Below are 21,192 nucleotides of genomic sequence, written 5' to 3' on the forward strand. Positions count from 1 at the left end.
CATTCGCTGGCTAAGCGCCTAGCACGGCGCATCATGGAGCCATATAGGCATCTGCCCCTACCTGACGATTATTCGCCCGCCCTCGCCGCCAGTGAGTGACCGTGTAACCTGACGAAGCCGCACTGAGGCCTGTGGCCCAACCAGAACCGCCCGCGTTGAGAGAAGTTGCAAAGTCCAATCATGGTAGAAGCACCCTCAGGACGGGCCGCCCGGCAAACCAGCTAGGAACCCCTTCACGTCCCCCGCCACCCGCTCCGGGCACTCCCACAGCACCAAGTGCCCTGTCTCTTCATAGACCGTGAACCGGGACCTGGAAATTCGCCCGGCCAGTGTCTCCTGATGGTGCCGCGGTACCAAGTGGTCGTGGGCGCCCCAAAGGATCAACGCGCGAGCTGAGATGGTTCCGGTTTCCGTCGGCGGGACAGCCTCGTAGTATCCCCGCAGCGATGATTTCCAAACGGACGCCGGCATAGCCAGGCCATCCCGCACCCGGTCATCGATGTACCAAGCGGGCACGGTGTGCAGCAGCCTGTACCAAGACAAGGAGTCGCGAACCCAGTCCTCGGTAATCGGATCAGTCAGCGCTTCCACTTCGTCGGCAAACGGAGGCTTCCCGTGGAGGCTCAGCGGCGAGCCCACCAGAATCAACGATTCCACGAGTTCCGGACGCAACACCGCCAACTGCTGCGCCACGTATCCCCCGCTGGACGAACCCAGCACGTGAACTCGGGAAATCCCCAGGGCTTCAAGGAGTGCAGCCACATCCTGAGCCACCTCAACCAACGAGTACCCAACTAAAGGCTTGTCCGCCCCACCGTGCCCACGCAGATCCGGCACCACAACAACCACGTCCGGAAGTGAGGCAATCAGCCGCTCGAAACTCCGCCAGGACTCACTCCAGGCGTGCAGCAAGAGCAAAGGCGTGCCGCCGTCGTCGACTATTTCCTCAAGGTGACCTTGAACAAAACACGGCACAGTGATTCCGGTGGCGAGAGATACGGTCCTGACCTCGGACTTCATGGGGCCAGCGTACGCTCAGCACTGCGCTCCCACGAGGGCCAACAAAGACACCCGGTCAATTACCAGCTTTCGGCGTTAAGGTTGTTGTGTCCCGCCTGATCCCCCATCAGGCGGGACACCTACGTTAAGCCGCCATCAGCGGGATCAGCTCCGCCCCGTCTCCCACTCCCGGAACTTGTCAGCAATCTCCGCGGAGTGCGTGTGATGAAGGTAGTGCTCGCCGGGCAGGGGCACCACGGTTCCGTCGGTAACGCTCGATGCCTGCTTCTGGTGCAGGCCCACCCACTCCGGGTTCTTCGCGTTGTCTGACACGACGAACAGGAGCAGCGGCAGGTCCGCCGGGAAACCCGTGCCGAGGGAGCGCTCGAAGTTCTGGGGAATGTGCGCCATCTCGTTGAGATAGGTGGGGTTGAGGGAGTTCCGGTTGGTGAGCAACTCCATCTGCTCCCGCGCATGGTCGGAGTACTCGGAGTTGTCCTTGGCATAGGCGGCAGCGGTGAACAGGCGCATGATGCCGAGGTTCTTCGCCGCGGAGAACAGCCCCGTGGGGAACTGGGTGTCCATCCCCGGCTGCCCGGGGACACTGGTGTCGATGCCAACAAATCGCGTCACCTCCTCCGGGTAGCGGGTGGCATATTCGATGCCGTAAATGCCGGCGATGGAGTGGCCCATCAGGACGTACCGGTCAATATCGAGTGCCTCAAGCGCCCCATGGACCTCCTGCACGATGTTCTCAGTGGTCCGCTCCTGATCAGTGCCGTCGCTGAGGCCGTAACCGAACGGTTCCACGACGATCACGCGATGATCGGTGGCAAGGTCCCGTACCAGCGGCGCGAAATCGAGGACAGGAGAAGACGTGCCAAAGCCCGGCAAGAGTACGATGTTCTCCCCGGCCCCGCTCACGAAGACATTCATCTTGCGGCCTTCGACGTCCACCCTCTGGCCGTAGGATTCGATCCGCTGACTCTCGGATTCGCTCGCCACCACATTGATCACCGTGGTGGTAGCCAGGCCCACAGCGAGCACGGCCCCTACGGCGGTAGCCGCCACGAGCAATTTCTTAACTGACCTCTTCAACCATGCCTCTCCAGGGCACACGATGTGCCCTCCATCCAGCCTCGCTTTCAACAGCGGCGCCCGCGTCACCCCCAGGGGTTCACTTGCGTACTACTTTCGCGGTACGTGGATATCGTCCTCACGATGAAGCAGTCCGGGTGGCGGCAACGCAATACTGGGCGGGTGCCGTCACTCCGCCCCCCAGGAATCACCGCACCGCTGGGTGATGTCATCGCCGTCGCCCTTGTGGTGCTCTTTGGCGTCCTTCCCTATCCCGACGAAGTTTTCCAAGCCCGTGGACTGTTGCTCGTTGTGGCACTCCTGCCCGTTGCGGTGATCCCAATTCGCCGCCGCTGGCCCGTCGCTACGCTCGGGGTAAGTCTCGCCTGCACCGTTGGCATCGCCTTCGCCGGAGTACTCGCGCCCGGAACGCTGATCGCTGTCACAGTGGCGGCGTTTTCAGTGGCAGCCCGGACACGACGGCTGGTGGCAATCATCTATGTGGGTCTGGCAGCACTGGTGGTGTTCGTTGTCAGTTCTGTCCCACTTCACGGCGATCTCTTCGACTCCCGGGCACTTCAGTTCGTCTCCTTCATCGTCGTGGCCGGTGCCATGGGGGACGCCACAAGATCGCGCCGCGAGTACATCGCCGCCGTGACCGAACGCGCCGAACGAGCCGAGCGCGGCAAGGAAGAGGAAGCACGACGGCGGGTGGCTGAGGAACGCGTCCGGATCGCCCGGGATCTCCACGACCTGGTTGCTCATCAAATCTCCGTGATCAGCCTTAGCGCCGGGGTGGCCTCCTCCTCGCTGCAGGCACGGCCGGAACGGGCGCAAGAGGCACTGACGAACATCCGGAGTGCGTCCCGATCAGTCCTGGCCGACATCGGCACGTTGATGGCGCTCCTGCGCACCGAGAATGCGGACGAACAACGTGATCTCCACCCACAGGCCGGGCTGAGTCGGCTTGACCATCTACTCTCCCGCTTCACCGATGCCGGCCTGCAGGTCACATTGCACAGGGAGCAGGGCATCGCCCCGCTCTCCTCAGCAAGCGACCACGCCGCCTATCTGGCCCTGCAGGAGGGCCTCACCAACGCGCACAAACACGGCACGGGCAACCAAACCGCCGTCGACATCCGCGCCAGCGCAGGTGACGTACTGCTGACGGTCACCAATCCCGTGGGTCGTGAAGCTTCCTTGGCCGCAGCCAGCGGGCACGGACTGCGTGGACTACGCGAAAGGGTGGCGGCCGTGCGTGGAAACGTCCGGACTTTGCGCAGAGACGGCGAGTTTCGGCTCATCGTCACTATCCCCTCTGCAGACGGGACGGGGAGATGATCAGGGTTCTCGTCGTCGACGATCAACCGTTGGTGCGGCAAGCCGTGCGGGACATTCTGTCCGACAACGGCGACATCCGAGTGGTTGGCGAGGCATCAAACGGCCGCGAGGCTGTGGCCGCCACGGCGCGAGAGGTCCCGGACGTCGTCGTCATGGATATCCGAATGCCCGAGCTCGACGGTATCGCAGCCACAGAGCAAATCTGCGCGGGTCGTTCCGGCGGCACGACGCGAGTTCTGGTCCTCACCACCTTCGAGGAAGACGAGTACATTGTGGCCGCCCTCCGTGCCGGCGCGAGCGGCTTCATCGGCAAAGGCGCGGAGCCCGACGACATCGTCCGTGCCGTGCGAACCATCCATCTGGGTGAATCGCTGTTGTCCCCCGCTGCGACGCGATCCCTCGTCGAGCGTTTCGTACATCAGCCCGCTCCCCGCGCCACCGTGTGGGAGGACAAGACGCTCGCTCGACTCACCGAGCGCGAGCGGGAGGTGCTCCTCCTCGTCGCCAGGGGGCTGACCAACCAGGAGATCGCGGCGGACCTGGTAATCTCCCCGCACACAGCAAAGACACACGTCAACCGGATCATGACCAAAGTGGATGCCCGGGATCGAGCTCACCTGGTGATCCTTGCTTATGAGTCGGGGCTGGTTTCCGCGGGGCCGTGAACTCGCCCGCGTCTCAGGGGTGTTCGATCCAACAGGCCAGAATGGTGGTGGACAGTTGGTAGGCGAATTCGGTCCGGGTGATGCTGTTGGGGCCTAGTTTCTCCGGCAGCCCGGAGGCATCAACGTGCAGGATCATGGAGTCCTTCTGGAACACCGTTGAACCGTCGGCGGTCTCGTAGGCAGGGAAGCCGAGGTTGGACAGACCTTCAATGGGCTTGGCGTCGGTTGCCAAGGCTTCCATGGCCTCGAAGTACTTCAGGGCAGTCGATTTGTCCGTTGCTTCCTGGACAGTGATTTTCAATGCCCCTCCCAGCATGTGATAGGTGCAGGCGAACGTACTGTTGGCCCAGGAGTTAACCGTGTGCGGCGCTGAGTCCAAGCCCAGGATCGAGGTCACGTTCCCCATGGTTTCGTCACCGCAGACCATGAGGGAGGCCTCGCTGGGGCCGCCGGAGGGATCGGAGGACGAGGTGCTGGAGCCGTGGGCAGCGTGTCCACCGTCCGCAGAAGCTGAGCCGGATGGAGACGCGGCCTCGGAAGGCGGCTGCTGTGCCGCGGTGCCGGCTGCGCATGACGAGAGCAGGAGTGCAGTAAGGGCCAGTGCGGCCAAAAAATACTGGGGTTTCTTCATCGCAAGGTCCATTTCTTGGGCATGTTAGTGCCATCACTCCGCGGGTCAGGTCTTGAGCTTGGCGTACACCACGTAGTTGTCATCAAAGAGGCCGGTTGCGGCGTTGTAGCCATCGCAGGTGATGAGGCGAAGCTCCGGTCCGGCCGTGTTGCCGTACACGTCAAAGGTGGGAAAGTCGCCTTTGCTGTACGTGGCTGCCCGGTCGACAGTAAAGACCACTGTGCTGCCATCGGCGCGGGCAACCTCGATGTCCGAGCCGGCTGTGAGTGCGCGCAGATCCGCAAAGACACCCTTGTTCCCGCCCAGGGCATTGACGTGGCCCAGGACCACCGAGGGCCCCCGTTCACCAGGAGTCGGCGATCCGTTGTACCACCCCGCCGGTGCTCCGTTTCCGGTATCCTGCGGCACTTCCAATGACCGGTTTTCCCTCAGCCCCAGACTGATCAGCTCACTCCGAAGACCAATCGTGGGGATCTCCAGGACCACCGGATCGGACGCGGCCAAGGCCGGCGGTTCGCTGGAAACAGTTGTGGGTGCAGGCGCGACGGACTGTGCCGGCGCCGCGGTCTGTGTCGGCGCGGCAGTGGAAGACGTGGCCGATGGCGGTGCCGGCTTCTCCGAGTCCACCGGGCTGCATCCGGTCAGCGCCAGAAGCAGGAGCAGACCGCCCGCCGTGTAGGCACGCATACCTGCACGGCGGGGGTGTTTCACGCTTGTCATCAGCTCAGCTCGACGGCGTCAGCTTAGGCAGCTGAAGCTACGCGATTGCGACGGATCACATACGCGCCACCGGCAACAGCTGCCAGGACGAACCCGCCACCGAGGGCCAGTGCCCCTGCATCCATTCCCTGGGTTTCGGTAACACCGGTGTCAACACCGCCGCCAGGCATGGCCATACCTTCGGCCAACGTGCCGCAAAGAGCCGGCGACGTAGCAGCCAACGGAAGGCTCGGAACCAGGTCACTCTTGGCAGCCTGACCTGCCGCGCTCAGTGTTGCCGGGTCCAGTCCGTGAACGACGACGACGGCGGTCCCGGCTTCGAGGGCGGCCTTCGTTTCGGCGTTGACTTCGAAGGTGCGGTCCACAGTGTAGCTGGCACCCTGGCCAGCAAGCTTCAGATCAAGGCCTGCTGCAGGGCTGGTATCTCCACTGGTGGATAAAGTGGTGACGATGCCGCCATAAGACGGGGCGCCTTCGGTAGTGGAAACGACTCCGTCACCATCCTTGTCGGCCGAGGCAGGCGGGCAAACACCCTGCGCACCACCGTGGATGTGCTGGACGTGAGGATAGGGAGCATCCATGAAGGTCGCGGCCAAGCCGGATACTTTCAATACGGCGTGGGCTTGGGTCCCGTTGACGTCGACCGTGACTGTGCCGGATGCGGAGCTGCCGTTGATGGCACCCAACGTGGACTGGTAATGGTGTTCCCCGTCGTGGGCCATGGCGGGAGCGCCTGCGAGAGCCAGTGCCCCCAAGGCGAGGGTGGGTACAGCCATGAATCTAAGTGTCTTGTTCATCGGAATGATCTCCTCATAGACGCGTCTAAGACGTGCGTGCCTCCGGAAACGGAAACACAGACTATTCGGAGCCGCGGGACGTTCGGATGGGTGCCGGTACCACAGGGATACGACGACGGCGGTCGGTTCCGCCGTGCCTGCAGGTCGGAACTACGACCAGAAGGGCTGTGCTCTTGCTGCTGCGGCTCTCAACTGAGCACCGTCAAGCACGATGAAGGCTTCTTCCATTCCCAGGGCTTTCCATTGGGCCACCAGCCGGACTTCGCCGTCGTCGGGCAGCGGCCACAGCCAGAGGTTGCCCGAGGCAGAAACCTCGTCGTCGCCACCGCTTCCGCCGCCACCGCGGAATGTCAACGTCGGCGGCTCAGGCTGCTGTGTCGGGTTCATGTGGGCGCCCATGTCTTGAAGGCCCGTCCTAGCGCGTTTGCCGTCCGGGAGCTGAACGCCGAACAGGAGCTGCCGGTCCGCACTGTGCGGCCCCATGTTGGGTCCATGCTGGAAAATCGTGGCGTGGAGCGTAGCCCATTCAACGTTGTCCTCATCGGCCCGTCGAATGATCCACACGAGATCGAACATGCACCCCACGGAGAACACGCTGGCGCTTCTGACGGCAAGCATCAGGGTTGGACTGTTATGCAGGAACTGGCCGATGTGCACTACGGTCGGGAGCTCATGATCCGGCGCCCCGACCCACGGTGGCGGAACGAATCTGGCGCCCCTCACAGGCTGGACGGCTTCGGGCGCCGGGAAGTCATCGAAGAAGTTCACGCTCGTCCTTTGTTCGCTGGCAACGACTGACCAGCGGAACGTCGACTACGTCGCACGGGATCCCCCAATCCGTCCTGATCCGCACAGTCTAGCCCGACGGCGCCACGCCAACGTCGCGGGAGCGTCTGGCCGTTTCAGTGCATGAAACCGCTGCCATCCCAGTCTCGGTCGTACTTGCCGCACCGTGTGCAGCGCCTGTAACGGCCGCTGCCATCTTCCGCGGATTCCACGTGCCAGACGTGGTGGAGGTTCAATTTGCACATGATCATCTGGAGCATGGCGATCTCCGTTCCCAGCACGCACAACTCGCACAATGCGTTCGAAGCGTGTCCTCAAAGTTTAACCCGTGCGCAAGGTGACGGGAAGCGTAAACAGCTCGCCGTCGGTGTCCCTCCTGATCCCCCATCGGGCGGGACACCGACGCTGCCACCACTACTTGGTGGTCAACACATTCCACAGGATGAGGTCGTGGGCATGCCTGGCTTTGTCGTCACCGCGGAAATCCGCTTCCTTGATGCTGCCGCCGGTATCGATTCCGATGCTGGATGTCGAGGCGAACCGGCCCATCATCGATTTGTTGGACAGCATGGAGACGGAGCGGATGTTCTTGTATGGCACGGAGACGATGGCCAGTTTGTTGCCAACAAAGCTCTTGTCTTGCAGGATGACGCGCATGTTGGTGATACCGACGAAGCCAGTACCCACGCCGATGCAGTCGTACACCGCATAGACGATCTCGCCTTGAAGTAAGCCCGCCCGGATCTGCTCCAATTGCTCTGGCTTGTCGTGAATGATGTTGGTCAAGATCTCTCCCGGGGTCAGTCGCGAAGGGGGACGCCCTGGGCGTCCCTTCGGAAATATTCAGCACCGGCAAGGATCATGATGCCCTCGATGAGGCCCCACAGTCCGATCAGACCGAACGTGAAGATGCCCACCACAATCGTGAGAACCAACTGGATGACACCGATGGTGGTGTAACCCAAGTAGAAGCGGTGGATACCGAGGCCGCCCAGGAAGATCCCCAGCAGGCCGGCAGCGATCTTCGACTTCTGCTGCGGGTAGCCATACGCCGGGTTGGGCAGCGGCGGCTGGGCACCGTACTGCGGTTGCTGGGGCTGCGCGTAGTACTGCGGTTGCTGAGGCTGCGCGTAGTACTGCGGTTGCTGGAGTGCCGGCGGTTGAGCGGCATAGTGCTGCTGCGGAACTTGGGGATGTGCATAAGGCTGCTGGGGCTGCTGGGCATAGCCCTGCGGAGGCAGGGGCGGCTGTGGCTGTTCGTGGAACTGCGGTTGCGGCGGGACGGGAGGCTGGCCGCCTTCCGGTTGAGCTGCGTGGTCGTCTGGATGTGGTTGTGCCATGATGGATGCCTTTCGGAGATAGTCAATGCAGCCCAAGGTGGCGGGCGACAGTCAGAACCGGCATCCCCCAAGCATTGTGCCGAGACCAGTTTGACGGACCACAGCGCGAATTACGTTGATTGCGCGCAACATTTCGGGCTGGAGACCGTCTGGTTCTTGAGCCCTGACCCAAGCGGGTTCATGGTGGCACCGCCCGAACCCCGACACAGCGCTGAATCAACGCATTTTTTGCACTGTCAACAATCAGGATTTGCGCAAAATTTACTAAAATTTGCACAGAATGGATTGCATCAGATGCCTTCCTATTGCGCGCAAAATAGCAATATTTGCGCGGAATGAACGTTCTTGAAGCACTGTGAATAATCGCACTCCGCAAGTCTTCGGCAAGTTTTGGAGATGCAACTAAAGTCACTTTAGGATGGGCTTGAAGCGTCAAGTCAACTGCGTTCAGTTGGGTTTGTTCGATTAATTTACGTTCGCCTGATAGGGCGTTGGGGGCAGCTATGGGGGCTGAATCGTGAATATTTGTGTCCTGACTCTGATAACCGTGCTGGAGAACCGCCGCATGCCTGCCGGCGCTTTGCTGCGACATAAGTAGTCCTCGGCATGGCCATTTCGCTAACGTCGTCAACTACCAGCGGGTCCACGGGCAGCACAACCTGGCTGCGCGCTCAAGGTATGCAGATGCGCATTCTGGACTTGCTGTGCGTAGTGCTTGCAGTCGGCGGCGCGCACATACTCCGCTTCGGAGCCGAAGATGCGTCCATTGCCGAAACAGAAGTCTCCTACGCGGCTGTTTCAGTTCTGCTCGTTGTCGTTTGGCTGACAGTACTGGAGTTCAGCGGAACCAAAGACGCGAAAGTCCTCGGTACCGGAACCGAAGAATACAAAAGGGTGGCGGCGTCGTCTCTCTGGCTCTTCGGTGCACTAGCCGTCGTCTCCTACGTTCTCCAGCTGCAGACGGCACGTGGTTACGTCTCGGTTGCCCTCCCCCTGGGAATCCTCCTGCTGCTGGCAAGCCGCTGGTTCCAGCGGCAGATTCTCCACAAAGGCAGGCTCGATGGCCTTTATCTTCATCGCGTCCTTCTGATAGGTGCGGCCCAGAGCGTGGACCACCTATGGACGAGGCTGAACCAGCATATTGTTTCGGGTTACCAACCCGTGGCGGCCTTCCTCACCGATTCCGGCAGCATTGACAAGCGGCTGCCAGTCCTGGGCACATCCCCATCAGTTGAGGAAGTGCTCGATGCCATTGAGCAGCGAAAGGCTGACACGGTGGCCATCTCCAGTGGTGCTGACCCTACCTTTCTGCGTCATCTGGGATGGGCATTATCGGCCCGCGACGTTGGAATGATCATGGCACCGGCACTTACCGATGTGTCAGGTCCGAGGATTCATATTCAGCCCGTCGCAGGGTTGCCGCTTGTGCACGTCACCACGCCAAAGCTGGAGGGGATGCAGGCCATAGCCAAGCGCACCTTCGATATTCTTGCCTCCTCCGTTCTTCTTGCGTTTCTATCGCTCCCGATGGCTGTTGTGGCACTGTTGATCAAGCTCGATAGCCGCGGGCGAGTGTTCTTCCTCCAGGAGCGCATCGGCAAAGCCGGCGAAGCTTTTCACATGTACAAGTTCCGGTCCATGCGCAGCGACGCGGAGCTGCGACTGGAGGCGCTCAAGCAGCTCAGCGAAGGCAACGACGTCCTGTTCAAGATGAAGAACGATCCTCGCGTCACCCGCATCGGAAAATGGATTCGCCGATACTCTATTGACGAACTCCCACAATTGTTCAATGTCCTGAAAGGTGACATGAGCTTGGTAGGACCCCGGCCTCCGTTGCCCTCGGAAGTGGCGGTCTACGAACAGCACGAGCACCGCAGGCTGATGGTAAAGCCGGGTATCACCGGTTTGTGGCAGGTCAGTGGCCGCAGTGACCTGTCGTGGGAAGAGTCCATACGGCTGGACCTCTACTACGTAGAAAACTGGTCGCCAGCCCAAGACCTGATGATCCTGTTCCGCACGCTACGTGCAGTGCTCGCCAGAGACGGCGCTTACTAGCGTTCAGACCACCACAAAGTAAGGCTCGCAATACATGATGAGAAGGACACCTTGAAGCCCGGACACCGGTTGCATGAGAAGCGGAACCCTGAGTTCAGGGGACTCAGCTTCACCCCGGATCAAGCGGGTTGGCTCATTGGGGTGTTGGCGCTGGGAGCGCTGATCAGTGGACTTGCTCAGAACATCCTTCTTACTTATTCATCCTTCGGTGGCTTCAACCTCATGGACGATCTGTGCATCTCGCTGATGTTCATGGTTGCCCTCACTCGATTGGCTCATCGATTCAACGTTCCAGCCCTCCTCTCCGTGGTTTGGATCGTGGCCTGCTTGATCGCTCTTTGGCGAACTGTGGATGAGAGTCTTATTCCCAGCGACTCCGCCTTCTTCCTGTTCCGGCAAGTCTGCATGCCTGTGTTGGTAATCGTCTGTGGGTTGGTCATGACCCGGCGCGAGTGGCGATGGGTCCTGGTGGCAGTGATGGGTATCAGTCTCCTCAACGCCGCCTACATCGGGCTTGAGGTACTGGGAATACGGCTTGTTGATCCCGCTCCTTTTGCCCTTCTCAGCAAAACTGCCATGTACCCGAACGGCTTGCCCGGTTACTACATGTCCTTTGACTTGGCTGGCGAACTTGCAGTCCGAGCTGGCGGGCTCTTCCTGAATCCGCCTACAACAGGCATTGCGACTGGTGCAGCTGCTGTCCTAACGTTTCATGCCGTGCGGTCCCGCTGGAGGTTATTGCTGGTCCTGGCATTTGGACTCGCGACCATCGCCACAATCAGCCGAGCAGGGATTCTTCTTATGCTTATCGGCATTGTCGGACCGATTCTGGCAAGGAAGCTTCACCCGCTGGTAGCCCTGCCAATTCTGGGGATCCCCGCCCTCATGGCGGGCAACAACATCGCCGACCTCGGCAATTCCGATTCCCATGTAGATGGCCTTACCGTGGGCGTTGAGCATGCCTTCGAATCAGTGATCGGTCGAGGATTCGGCTACGTTGGAAACTTTGCAGGAAAGGCAGGCGGGCTTCAGGAGGCGTCCGAGAGCCTCTCGGGAATTGCGTTTTCTGCCGCTGGTTTGGTGACCGTAGGCATTTACGTTGCAGCGCTGGGTGCAGCTGTCGTTTTCCTGCTGCGGCAACCCGGGCGGTGGGAATCCTATTTGGCCATTGGAGCACTGGTCATTGCGATGCTCGCAGAGACTGCCGGCTCCATGAACGCAACGGTACCCATGTGGCTGCTGGTTGGCGCGACGTTCGCCTCCGGATTGAGAACCCGGAAGCTGACATCCAGCGGTTCCCTAGCTTCGACCGAAGCGCGTCTTCAACGTCAGCAACACAAACCGGGTGTTGCCCACGAGGTATCGCTTCAATAGCCGACGCGGTTCCTGAGCGAATCTGTAGCACCACTCCAAGCCCAGCTTTTGAACCCACAGCGGCGCTCTCTTCAAGCGTCCTGAGATGACATCGAACGATCCACCTACCCCGAACACCAGGCCAACCCCCAGCTGATCCTTGTTGCGGAGGACGAAATGCTCCTTTTGGGGGCTGGGAAGCGCCAGGAAGAGCAGCTCGGGCTTTGCGGAAGCAATGGCTTCCACAACTCCGGATTCTTCGTCAGCAGTCCAGTACCCGTTACGGTAGCCAACCACGTTGACCCCTCTGGAGATGAAGTCTTCGGCGACAGTGTGGACCACGTCGTCCCGCGCGCCCAACAGGTATACCCGGTCCCCACGCTCCGGAGCATGCCGAATCAACTCCAGGAACAGGTCGATGCCGGAAACGCGTTCAGGTGCCGGAACGCCAAGAATGCGGCTGGCCCAGACAATGGATTGTCCATCGGCGTTGCTGATGGCACTCGCTTCCACATACTGCCGCAGTTTGGTGTCTTCCAAAGCGGCAAGCACAATGGACGCGTTCAAATCAGCCCGCCAATGGCCACGCTCGCCAACAAGGTGGTGGCACAGATCCACGGACTCCTCCATGGTCAACAGATCCAGGGGAAGGTCGAAGACGCGTTCCCGCCGGGTTACCACGTTGCCGTTGCTCATTCGCGCGTCCCCAAGTCGTTGTGGATCCATTCACTCAGTCTCTGCAGCGCCGCGGACTGCTCACGTACTCGCCGGGTTCTGAGCTCAACGATCGAGCCCTCCAATTCGCTTTGCCTGCGGACGGCGTCATTGGCCGCGTCAGCATAAAGTTCAGCGCGCGGTGGAACAGTCAAGGCCGCTTCGCCAAAGAAGTCCCGGAGGACTTCAGTATCCGAAGTGACCAAGGCCTTGCCGGCGCACATTGCTTCGTAGCCGGCTCGCTGCATGGTGTCTTCTTCGGTGGTCGGTGCAAGCAAGACGTTGGCATGCCCCAAAAGCCGAAGGTATTCTGCCCTCGAGACGAAACCGGGGAAGACGGTATTGGCAGCGTTGCATGCCTGAGAGAACGATTCGGGCGCCCGGCCGGTAAAGACCCATACGACGCCGCCAGCCAAGTGGGTTGCTGCGGCCAGTTCCTCAAGAGGTTCATCGTATGAGTACGTGATGGGGACCAGGACGTACTTCTTATCCTGCAGTTGGGCCAGTCCTTGGTCCTCGAACTCACCGAGTTCACCTACTTCGGGGTAGGTCTCTATGAGATCGTGCAGGACCAAGGCTTCGGCTCCATGGTCCTGGGCTTGGACTGCCAGGGCATCGTTGGTGACGATCGCCAGGTTGGGTGCGCCAAGGAGCTTGGCCACCAGTTTGGTGGACCACTTCCACTTGGGGTCATAGAAAGTGCCGGTATGGAGGTCGCCACAGATGCGCACGTTCTTCCCGACGGCGGAGCGCACGGCCAAGAGCGCGACGACGGGAGGCTGCATGACAATCACTTCGGTGGGCTTGTATCGACGCAGGTACTTCCACGTGGAAACCCAGAGCCTAAGGTAGCGCAGAGGCAACGGGCCGGACCCACCGCCGTCGGACCATTCCTCAATGCCTAGCCGCCGGGCGATGCCCTCGCTACGTCCATGGAAATCAATCCAGCTGACGAAAACCGGATTCTTCTTCTGGCCAACAACTGCACCATTTTCGAGCAACGTGGTCATCTGCGAACTTCACACTCATGGAGTATGCACGCAGGACGGTACCGAGGCATCGGTTCCATAATTTCTTCCCCCAATGAAACGTCAAACAATACAGCTGGTTTCGCTGCAGCAATACCACCGGAAACCACTGTTCATTCCTCATGAATTCTACTTCATGAGGAATGAGGTCCTGTGCTGGAACGGGCCCTGCGTCACCTTATGAAGCTGCTATGAATTGCAAGCATTCCGACCTTCTACGCGTGCATCCGTTCAGCAAGCCCGGCTGACTCCAGATCACGGAGGAAGTCCAGAGCCGGTCCTTCAATTTCATGCAGCTCCATTCCGTATTCTTCCGCCACGCTCTTCACCAGATCCAGTTCGGGGCAAGGTGAATCGACGGTCCCCAGGGTCAACCAGATAGCGGCTGCAGGACCTTGGAGCGCGCGTGGGCGAAGATCTCCCTGCAAATCCCGGAGATCCAGGACATAGACGGCTTCCTCGCAGAGTTCGAAAGCAATACCCGACGGCCTGTACCATTTGTCCATTTAGTCCCCTCGGATTTTGAAGAGACTTGCAGAAGCGGAGGGTAACGTCCTGATACCCCGTGCCAACCTCTTCACCCGCGACCGAATCAAACCGAAGCGATCCGCTTCAGCCATCCCAGGATCTTTACGGAGTTCCTCATTACTGGGATATACCGCCCTGACGAAGAGCCGAATCTTGGACCTCCATTCGGCCATCCTGATGGCGTAAAGCCACCCCCCAGTAGTGGCCTGGGCACTGGTCCGGTTAATCTCCCAACGGGCCAGCTCCCCCGCCGTCAGGTCGTCGAACGGCCCATCGACGCCCAGCTCACGAAGCTCTTTCTCCAAAACCCGCCGAATTCTTCCAACATCAGCCAGCCGGACCAGCGATTGAAGTTGCACCGGATCCATGTCCTGCTTGAGGCCCGCTATCAGTTCGGCGTACTGGGCATCGTCTTCGGCCGTCGACGAGTTCCTCAGGACGTGCAATAACGCAATCACACCGTTGGCCACACGACTGGCAGTCAGGACAGGAACGTTAGCCAATTCACCCTGGGTGCGCGTTTCCCACAGAAGATCAAATACCTCCCCGGCTTTCCCAAAAAAGCCCGGGAAATACGAGTGCACATCGATGTCACTCGGCCACTCCTCGTGGATCAATGTCCGTGAGTGTGGATCAAGGATGCTTGGCGCAAACCTTACGTCCCGGTCTTTCCACCCATAGCTTGCAAGGATCGTGCAGAACTCGGACATCCGGGAAGGTTCCACCAAAATGTCCGCATCACTGGAGATTTTCTGACTTCGAAGGCCCATTTTCTCCAGCAAAGGACCCTTTATGGCAAGAACCCTCACGGAGTGCTCGGCCGCAATCCGATCCACCAGGGCATAAGCGAGAGGGGTCGCTACTGCCACCGGCAATGCAACAGAGGCCACATCCACCTGTTGAGTCATCCGAATTCCCCGCCCGATTTTCTTCCGCGTGCCCGCAGGAATACTACCCCGGGAGCCAGCATGACCACGTACGCAACCGAGCCGGCAATTGCCGCTCCAACTGCTCCCATCGGCGATAGAACAATCATCCCGCCGACGCTGAAGAGCACCGCGGTCAGCGTCGCGTAGGCACGTATGCGCGCGTGGCCCGTTTTCACAAGAATTCCATTGACTAGGAAGCCCATGCCTTTGGCCCAACCCCCGACGGCGAGAATCACTGCGGGGAGGACCGCACCATGAAATTCCTCGCCAAAGACCAACGGAATGAGGAACCACAAGCTTCCTGCGCAGACAATCACTCCCGCGGTCATCACCAGGGCACACCATCGGATGACAGCACTGAACTCGGTCGCTTTCCGGAGGCCGCTGCCTCCAGCCATGGCAGCGTCGCGGAAGGGCTTGGCAGCCACGGTGAAGAGTTCGGCGACCAGCATGCCGATTGCGTAGTAACCAAGTTGCTCAGCACCAATCAGTGGCCTGAGGACTATGGGGTCCAGATTGACCAGAAGGACGCCACCCAGGCCACCGAGCACGGCCCAGTTCAACGTTCTGAGCGGTCTCAACGTCACTTGGCGCATGGCCCGGGTCGTGGCAACGCTGACTTCCCTTGGCACCCTGACGCAGGCAGCACACAGGTACAGGAATCCCAGCACCTGCGGGACCACCAGGGTCAGCACTGCAGTCTGCAGGTTCAGCAGATCCGTGAAGAACAATCCTGCCGTGAGTACAAGCCGCGACAGCGCCGTGATCCATTTTTCAACGGAGAGCGCAAGGATCATGTTGCGGTTCAGGACCTCCCCCCGTTGGACCAACGCTGCGGCGAAGACCACGGCACCGAAGCCAAGGGACCAGCTGAGGTCCGGCTGGAGGAAACCTGCCTGGACGAACGCCAACGCTGCCACCGATGCGAGCACGAAAGCTGCCACCACCACGGTCATCCATGCGCCGAAACGGAACCTCCGCAACCAGTAGTTCCCATACACAGCGAGGGAATCGGACGTGCCGAGCCCCAGGACGGAAGCGGCCACCACAATGATCGATTGGCTCGTGGAAAAGTCCCCTTGTCCTGCCGGCCCCAGCGAACGCGTCAACAGCGGCGCCACCAGGAGCGAGCTCAACGGCACAAGCAGTGAGCCTGCGGCATTCAATGCATGGTGGCTGCGCCTGACGGGTTGGTCTAGCGCAACCATGGTGGTGGCGCCTTGACGAAATCGGGGGTGCTTGGGTGGGCGTTTCCCGCTTGGGACAGGGCCAACCGGGACAGTTCTGCAACCAGATGTGGTTTCGGGTTGTCTTCCCATGCCACCACAAACTGCTCGGCGCCGTACCACTGGAACTGGCCGGCAAATTTGTCCACGTAATCCAACCCCACGCAGGGAACGCCCTGGCTGAGTGCCGCCACTCCAGCGTGCATGCGCGCGGTGACCACGACGTCGGCCAAGGACAGCATGCCCTTTGCCTCCTGGGCGTTCCGTGGCACGGCCAACATCACGTCGTCATGGGGCATACCGACCATGAGTTGTTCCGACATCGCGATGTCTCCGGGTTTCTCACGGACATCGTGCGGGAGAACAACCACAGCAAAACCGGCATCCAGCAATGCCACCATGTAGGCCTGGAACCTGCGTGCCACTTCCTTGTATCCGGTGCCGTCAAAAGCAGCCAAGTGCGCATTCGGAACCAGGACAACCACGGGCCGGTCGCGTCCCGCCACCCAGGCCCGTAAGGAGTCGATCACCGCGCTTTGCCCAGGCTTCATGTATGCGGCCACATCCGGGAATACGCCAACCGCACGTTGCAGAGCTTCAGTCGCGCGGCGTTGCGAATTCTTGTCTCGGGCAGTCAGCCGCACCCGCTTGTCCAAGCGCCGCAACGCAGTGAGCGCGTCGGAACTGGGATTCCGGCGGAAGCTGAAGTTGGCCAACTCAGCGCGCCTGCCTTGTGCTGCCGCGACGTTCAGGAGACTGACCCGCTGGGAAATCGAGCGGATGCCGTAGGCTCCGTCGATGGAGTCCGCGCCCAGGACAACCATTCGTTCCGCGCGCGTGAGACGCCTCAGTTTGCGTGCGTCCATATGCATCCGGCCAAGGGCAATGATCCCATCGATGGACCTCACGCCCGTGACACCCATCGCGGTCCAAGGCTCAACCGGGCCGGGTGTGAACAGCTGTGCTTTCCCGGAGGCGGCAACAATGCTGTCCCTGCTTCCCTGGATCATGCCCTCATCGCCGAAGGAGCCGTAGCTCGCAGGCGACAGAACCGCAGTGACACCGGCCTCGATGTCCGCGGGCTTCTCAAACCCCAGGATCCGCCGTTGGCCGGTGACCAGGGTGGGCGCCGCATACCCCGCCACCATGCGGTTGAGATTACCCACCTGTTTGTCCCCGTTCGACGGTCTGGGAATCCTTGCGGACCCTGGTCATTGTGTGCTCCCGATCGCAGCCCTCAGGTTCTCGCTGCCGCCCCACTTTTCGAAGGGAAACAGGAACCACTCCACGGTTCCCACCAGATCGGAGCGTCCGGCGGTCTTGACGCAATCGGTCTCCGCTGCAGCGCTCCGGCATGCTGCCACCGAGTCGTCCGAATTGGACCGGTGGTCGCCCAAGAGCAAGTACTGGTCCTGGCCGAGCCGGATCGGCCCGAAGCATCGAGGCGAGGCGACCGCCGTCGTGCAGTCACGGTTCCCGGGATCAAACGGAAGGTCCTCGAAGACGTAAGGTTCCGCGATTGCTTCGCCGTTGACAGTGAGTTGACCGCCGGAGCCGCAACACTCCACAGTGTCGCCCGGTACCCCGATCAGGCGCTTGACTACGTACTCCGTGTTGCTCGGGCCGATACCCGTCACCTCCCCGAACCAGCCGACGGCGGTACGCAACGAACCATGCTCAGGTCCCGGCCCCCAGGTGGCTGGCTTACGGAAAACAGTGACGTCTCCGCGTTTGGGTTCGGTGAATGCGTAGGCGGTGCGGTTCACCAGAACGCGGTCACCGACATTGAGCGTCTGTTCCATGGACCCCGAGGGCACCTGATAAACCTTCAGCAGGAATCCTTGGATCAACGACACCACGATGAGGGCAAGGACAGCGTGGGCCCACGGTGAGCGAAAAAATCGTCGACGGCGGCGTGCTGCCTGCGTTGTGTGAGGACTCATGGCTGTGGCACCGGGATGCGGAGCACCAGGCCCGCATCAGCGAAGGCACCCAGAATTCCGTCGACGGCGGCGTCGAGGCTCTGCTCCGGGGGCGCCCCAAACTCAAGCTCAACTTCACGCAGAATCGACTCATAATCCAGGCCGCGGCCGAGGGTCCGCCACACCACCGGCCCCACGCCGTCCAGCACATGAACCATGCGGTTGGTGTCCAGGATTGCCGTCTGGCCACCGGCCTCGACAGCATCAATAACAGGCACGGGCATGAACGAGCTTTGCGACACCGTACTCAGCACACCGGCTCCCTCAGTAGGCAGAACCGCTTGCCACTCCTCCGGTTCTGTCCGCGACATGAGTTCCGGCACGAGCGACAGAACCTGCGTCGCATCGCGGTACGTCACCTGCTGGATTGCCCCGCACTGGTCCACGTGCCGGGCAATTGTTTGCAGCGGCTGGTCCATGTCCGCAAGGTAGCTGGCTTCCGGGACGATGGCAGCCAACGCCTCGCAGAGCCCCAGTGTGGCAACCTCCGGCGAACCGACAAAATCTTCAACACGGGCGACCACTATCAAGCCACCCAACTGCAAAGCAGCGTCCGGGAGTTCCCGAAGTCCCAAGGCAGAAGGGGCCAATTGCTCCTTATAGTCCTCACCGGACCGGATGACGGACAACGGTTTGCGGTATGGATGGACCGAACCGTCAGGCCCAATACCAACAGTCTCGTCAGTGACGTAACCATAGTCAGTACCAAGAGTGCGTGCCAACGTGGTCTTGCCCTTGCCGGAAGGGCCGATGAAGGCCAGTACTTTGCCGGCATCATCGGCGACGCCCGCAGCATGCAACATCAACAACCGTCCCCGGTTTGCCTCGATGGCCGCCAGCGTAGCGTAGGTGGACAACTCGGCAACGGACCCCGTGGTGCCCTCGGCATCAGGGAATCGCCAGAGGAGTTCCGCCACGACGGTATCCGATGCTCGGCTTTCGGGCGCGGCGTCACACCAAGGATCCCTGAATTTGCTGAATCGGTGCCCATCAAATTCGTTATCGGAAAAATCCAGGCGAATCCGGACCACGCCGCCCAGGGCATCTACCGTAAAGTCACTGGCCTGCATTAGAACCCATCCAAAGAATCACCGGTCTGCCACACAAAGTCAGCGACCTTGCATGTTTCAACCCGAAAGGAAACATCATCCTGCCACCAGGACGCACGAAAACGCGTCAGCCAAATACTGACGCGTTTTCGCCCCTAAAATTCGACAAAGAAGTTTTAGAGAATGCCTGCACCAACCGGAACAGTAATGCTGCCCGAGGCCGAGAGAACGCGAGTACCGAGATCAACGGTAATCGTCACCGGGAAGCTGGACAGCGCGCTGATCGCGACACCAGTACTGGTGCCGGCAAGGCCGAAGACGATCGGGACAAGCAAGCTTCCGTTGCTGGCCACGTTGATGGTCTGCGTGGTGGTGAAGGTGGTGATCGGGAAGCCAAACTGGCCGACGATGGGCGCGGACTGGTACACAGCCGTACGCTGGCCAGCCGTGCTGTTGACGCCGTTGTAGGAGTACACGCCGAATCCTCGCGCGCGACCAACCGGGATGTTGATGCCCGCGGGGCGGCCAACGGTAACCGTGATGGTGGCGCTCTGGTTGATCGCACCGGCGCCATTGGTCACGGTGATCTCGGTGGGCACGGTGGTCAGCGCAGTTGCTGTCAGAGTGCCGCCGCCGTCCAGCAGGTTGAGGGACAGCAAGCCCGTCTGTGTGCCGGTAATGGCAAGGCCCGCGTTGTTTACGGACGCAACCGCGGCCGGTGCTGCAACAGCTGCTGCAATGACCGGAACGGACCAAGCTGCACCCTTGACCACAGCGCGGCGTGAGTGCGCTTTGGAAACGGTAAGTTCGTCGCTCATAGTTCTTCTTTCAGCTAGGGATGAAAACCATCGGTTGGAATCCAGCACATGCCGAGTTCCCCCATCACGCATAGACATTACTCACGCTTTTGGGCCGGAAAGCACAGATCAGGCACCTGCGGCAAGATTGTCGCTGTATGGTCCAAGGTCTGCACGAAATGACCGAAATCCCCGCCATTCAGCGACTTTCCAGGCTCCGCGCTAGTCCCTCCCCCGCCGTTCCCGAAGGTCCGTGGGCCCGCAACCGTATAGTTCGTCAAGGGCGCGCCGCAGTGCCGCCGTCGTCCCGAAACCGGTCTGCTCCGCAATCTGCTGGACACTCAGGACGTCGTAGCGCGCATCGGTAAGCAGTGTCCTTGCCAAGCGCCCACGCTGCCTCCGGATCTCTGCCGCAATGGAGTTTCCAACTTCGGCGAAGGCTGCCTGAACCCTCCGCAGGGACGACTGCACCGCTTTGGCAACCGCTTCCGGATTCAACTCCCTGTCCGCACAACGCTGGGCAATGACCGCCATCGCCTGGTCCCTTAATACAGAGGTCACTGACGTGGAATTCCAGGAGACACCGCAGTGGTCCAACAGCAAACTGCCGGTCAGTTCCAACAGGATCTGTTCCGTTGCATATGACTCGATAGCGGAACCGGGCGTTGGAGGCTGTTCCATGATGGCCACGACAAACGCGGCAGCGGCGAGGTCGAGCCTGGACCGGGTGGGCGTAACTGTCACACTGTCCAAGGCATGGGGCACGAATGTCTCCGCCGCAGCCCGTTGGATCCGGATCCGTTTGGCCTCCCCCTCCCCCACGAAGGGCGATGCCAACTGCTGCCCGCCGGGAACGATAACCACAGTTCCCTCGCCTTGAATCAAAACCCCTGAACGTGGGTCACGGACCACGCCGGAACTGACGAAGTAGATATCTACACTGTCCTGCGAGTCCACTGAGTTCAACGCACCCAGGTCTCCCGACAACGAGCCCAGCGAAACAACTCCGAATATCCATTCGGCACGCTGGACGGCAACGCCTTGTCCATGGATGATTTCCTCGACATCCGCCGGGAAATCATCGGTATCCTGCATTGTCATAAATCCCCCATCCCACCTGCTGGTGAGTTGCCCTTTAGAACAGCACGTTACGATATTCATGACTCAGCGCAAGA

At 60.7% G+C, this 21,192-nt stretch carries 23 protein-coding genes; 4 read left to right on the forward strand and 19 right to left on the reverse strand.

Annotated elements, in window-relative coordinates:
• Nucleotides 1-195 precede the first annotated feature (195 nt).
• Together ACR30Z_RS03695 and ACR30Z_RS03700 are read right to left on the reverse strand one after the other, a co-directional pair.
• Nucleotides 196-1,020: an alpha/beta fold hydrolase gene (locus ACR30Z_RS03695; protein ID WP_434371258.1), complete on the reverse strand. Its 825-nt coding sequence runs from the start codon at nt 1,018-1,020 to the stop codon at nt 196-198.
• Between the two features lie 144 nt (nt 1,021-1,164).
• Nucleotides 1,165-2,070: an alpha/beta fold hydrolase gene (locus tag ACR30Z_RS03700; RefSeq protein ID WP_434371259.1), complete on the reverse strand. Its 906-nt coding sequence runs from the start codon at nt 2,068-2,070 to the stop codon at nt 1,165-1,167.
• Between the two features lie 189 nt (nt 2,071-2,259).
• Between ACR30Z_RS03700 and ACR30Z_RS03705 the strand changes: the two genes are divergently transcribed.
• Both ACR30Z_RS03705 and ACR30Z_RS03710 read left to right on the forward strand, forming a co-directional pair.
• Nucleotides 2,260-3,417 (forward strand): sensor histidine kinase, encoded by a 1,158-nt coding sequence (locus ACR30Z_RS03705; RefSeq protein ID WP_434371260.1) that lies wholly within the window; start codon nt 2,260-2,262, stop codon nt 3,415-3,417.
• Entirely contained in the window at nt 3,414-4,082 is a 669-nt protein-coding gene (locus tag ACR30Z_RS03710) for a response regulator transcription factor (protein WP_434371261.1), read from the forward strand. Before ACR30Z_RS03705 ends, ACR30Z_RS03710 begins: the two co-directional genes overlap by 4 nt.
• A gap of 13 nt (nt 4,083-4,095) precedes the next feature.
• Here ACR30Z_RS03710 and ACR30Z_RS03715 read toward each other — a convergent pair whose 3' ends face one another.
• The 7 genes from ACR30Z_RS03715 to ACR30Z_RS03745 form a co-directional block, all read right to left on the reverse strand.
• Nucleotides 4,096-4,713: a hypothetical protein gene (locus tag ACR30Z_RS03715; protein ID WP_434371262.1), complete on the reverse strand. Its 618-nt coding sequence runs from the start codon at nt 4,711-4,713 to the stop codon at nt 4,096-4,098.
• 45 nt (nt 4,714-4,758) lie between these two features.
• Nucleotides 4,759-5,433: a sortase domain-containing protein gene (locus ACR30Z_RS03720; RefSeq protein WP_434371263.1), complete on the reverse strand. Its 675-nt coding sequence runs from the start codon at nt 5,431-5,433 to the stop codon at nt 4,759-4,761.
• A gap of 23 nt (nt 5,434-5,456) precedes the next feature.
• Complete coding sequence (locus ACR30Z_RS03725) at nt 5,457-6,209, reverse strand: hypothetical protein (protein ID WP_434371264.1); 753 nt, start codon at nt 6,207-6,209, stop codon at nt 5,457-5,459.
• A 171-nt stretch (nt 6,210-6,380) separates the two neighbouring features.
• Nucleotides 6,381-6,998, reverse strand: coding sequence for a hypothetical protein (locus ACR30Z_RS03730; RefSeq protein WP_434371265.1), 618 nt, complete (start codon nt 6,996-6,998; stop codon nt 6,381-6,383).
• Nucleotides 6,999-7,430: 432 nt separating this feature from the next.
• Nucleotides 7,431-7,802 carry a PH domain-containing protein gene (locus tag ACR30Z_RS03735; protein ID WP_144650587.1) on the reverse strand — a complete coding sequence of 124 codons (372 nt, stop codon included), beginning with the start codon at nt 7,800-7,802 and terminating at the stop codon, nt 7,431-7,433.
• Nucleotides 7,803-7,816: 14 nt separating this feature from the next.
• Nucleotides 7,817-8,356: a TM2 domain-containing protein gene (locus ACR30Z_RS03740; RefSeq protein ID WP_434371266.1), complete on the reverse strand. Its 540-nt coding sequence runs from the start codon at nt 8,354-8,356 to the stop codon at nt 7,817-7,819.
• A 178-nt stretch (nt 8,357-8,534) separates the two neighbouring features.
• Nucleotides 8,535-8,948 (reverse strand): hypothetical protein, encoded by a 414-nt coding sequence (locus ACR30Z_RS03745; protein WP_434371267.1) that lies wholly within the window; start codon nt 8,946-8,948, stop codon nt 8,535-8,537.
• A 92-nt stretch (nt 8,949-9,040) separates the two neighbouring features.
• Here ACR30Z_RS03745 and ACR30Z_RS03750 point away from each other — a divergent pair, with 92 nt between their 5' ends.
• Both ACR30Z_RS03750 and ACR30Z_RS03755 read left to right on the forward strand, forming a co-directional pair.
• Nucleotides 9,041-10,411, forward strand: a complete 1,371-nt coding sequence (locus tag ACR30Z_RS03750; protein WP_434371268.1) for a sugar transferase — start codon at nt 9,041-9,043, stop codon at nt 10,409-10,411.
• 51 nt (nt 10,412-10,462) lie between these two features.
• Nucleotides 10,463-11,785, forward strand: coding sequence for a hypothetical protein (locus ACR30Z_RS03755; RefSeq protein WP_434371269.1), 1,323 nt, complete (start codon nt 10,463-10,465; stop codon nt 11,783-11,785).
• Here ACR30Z_RS03755 and ACR30Z_RS03760 read toward each other — a convergent pair.
• From ACR30Z_RS03760 to ACR30Z_RS03805, 10 genes are all read right to left on the reverse strand, one after another.
• Nucleotides 11,711-12,460: a WecB/TagA/CpsF family glycosyltransferase gene (locus ACR30Z_RS03760; RefSeq protein WP_434371270.1), complete on the reverse strand. Its 750-nt coding sequence runs from the start codon at nt 12,458-12,460 to the stop codon at nt 11,711-11,713. The genes ACR30Z_RS03755 and ACR30Z_RS03760 overlap by 75 nt on opposite strands.
• Nucleotides 12,457-13,488: a glycosyltransferase gene (locus ACR30Z_RS03765; RefSeq protein ID WP_434371271.1), complete on the reverse strand. Its 1,032-nt coding sequence runs from the start codon at nt 13,486-13,488 to the stop codon at nt 12,457-12,459. The genes ACR30Z_RS03760 and ACR30Z_RS03765 overlap by 4 nt, the downstream gene beginning before the upstream one ends.
• A gap of 233 nt (nt 13,489-13,721) precedes the next feature.
• Nucleotides 13,722-14,012, reverse strand: a complete 291-nt coding sequence (locus tag ACR30Z_RS03770; RefSeq protein WP_144650602.1) for a PqqD family protein — start codon at nt 14,010-14,012, stop codon at nt 13,722-13,724.
• Nucleotides 14,013-14,942, reverse strand: coding sequence for a hypothetical protein (locus ACR30Z_RS03775; protein ID WP_434371272.1), 930 nt, complete (start codon nt 14,940-14,942; stop codon nt 14,013-14,015).
• A complete protein-coding gene (locus ACR30Z_RS03780; RefSeq protein WP_434371273.1) occupies nt 14,939-16,171 on the reverse strand; it encodes a lipopolysaccharide biosynthesis protein in 1,233 nt (410 codons plus the stop codon). Before ACR30Z_RS03780 ends, ACR30Z_RS03775 begins: the two co-directional genes overlap by 4 nt.
• Nucleotides 16,159-17,355 carry a polysaccharide pyruvyl transferase family protein gene (locus ACR30Z_RS03785; protein ID WP_434371274.1) on the reverse strand — a complete coding sequence of 399 codons (1,197 nt, stop codon included), beginning with the start codon at nt 17,353-17,355 and terminating at the stop codon, nt 16,159-16,161. Before ACR30Z_RS03785 ends, ACR30Z_RS03780 begins: the two co-directional genes overlap by 13 nt.
• Before the next feature lie 45 nt (nt 17,356-17,400).
• A complete protein-coding gene (lepB, locus tag ACR30Z_RS03790; protein WP_434371275.1) occupies nt 17,401-18,132 on the reverse strand; it encodes a signal peptidase I in 732 nt (243 codons plus the stop codon).
• Entirely contained in the window at nt 18,129-19,241 is a 1,113-nt protein-coding gene (locus ACR30Z_RS03795) for a hypothetical protein (RefSeq protein WP_434371276.1), read from the reverse strand. The genes lepB and ACR30Z_RS03795 overlap by 4 nt, the downstream gene beginning before the upstream one ends.
• 155 nt (nt 19,242-19,396) lie before the next feature.
• Nucleotides 19,397-20,038, reverse strand: coding sequence for a hypothetical protein (locus tag ACR30Z_RS03800; protein ID WP_144650620.1), 642 nt, complete (start codon nt 20,036-20,038; stop codon nt 19,397-19,399).
• Between the two features lie 201 nt (nt 20,039-20,239).
• Complete coding sequence (locus ACR30Z_RS03805) at nt 20,240-21,118, reverse strand: helix-turn-helix domain-containing protein (RefSeq protein WP_434371277.1); 879 nt, start codon at nt 21,116-21,118, stop codon at nt 20,240-20,242.
• Nucleotides 21,119-21,192 lie beyond the last annotated feature (74 nt).

It is taken from the genome of Paenarthrobacter sp. FR1 (assembly GCF_051106045.1).
Classification (GTDB): domain Bacteria; phylum Actinomycetota; class Actinomycetes; order Actinomycetales; family Micrococcaceae; genus Arthrobacter; species Arthrobacter nitroguajacolicus_A.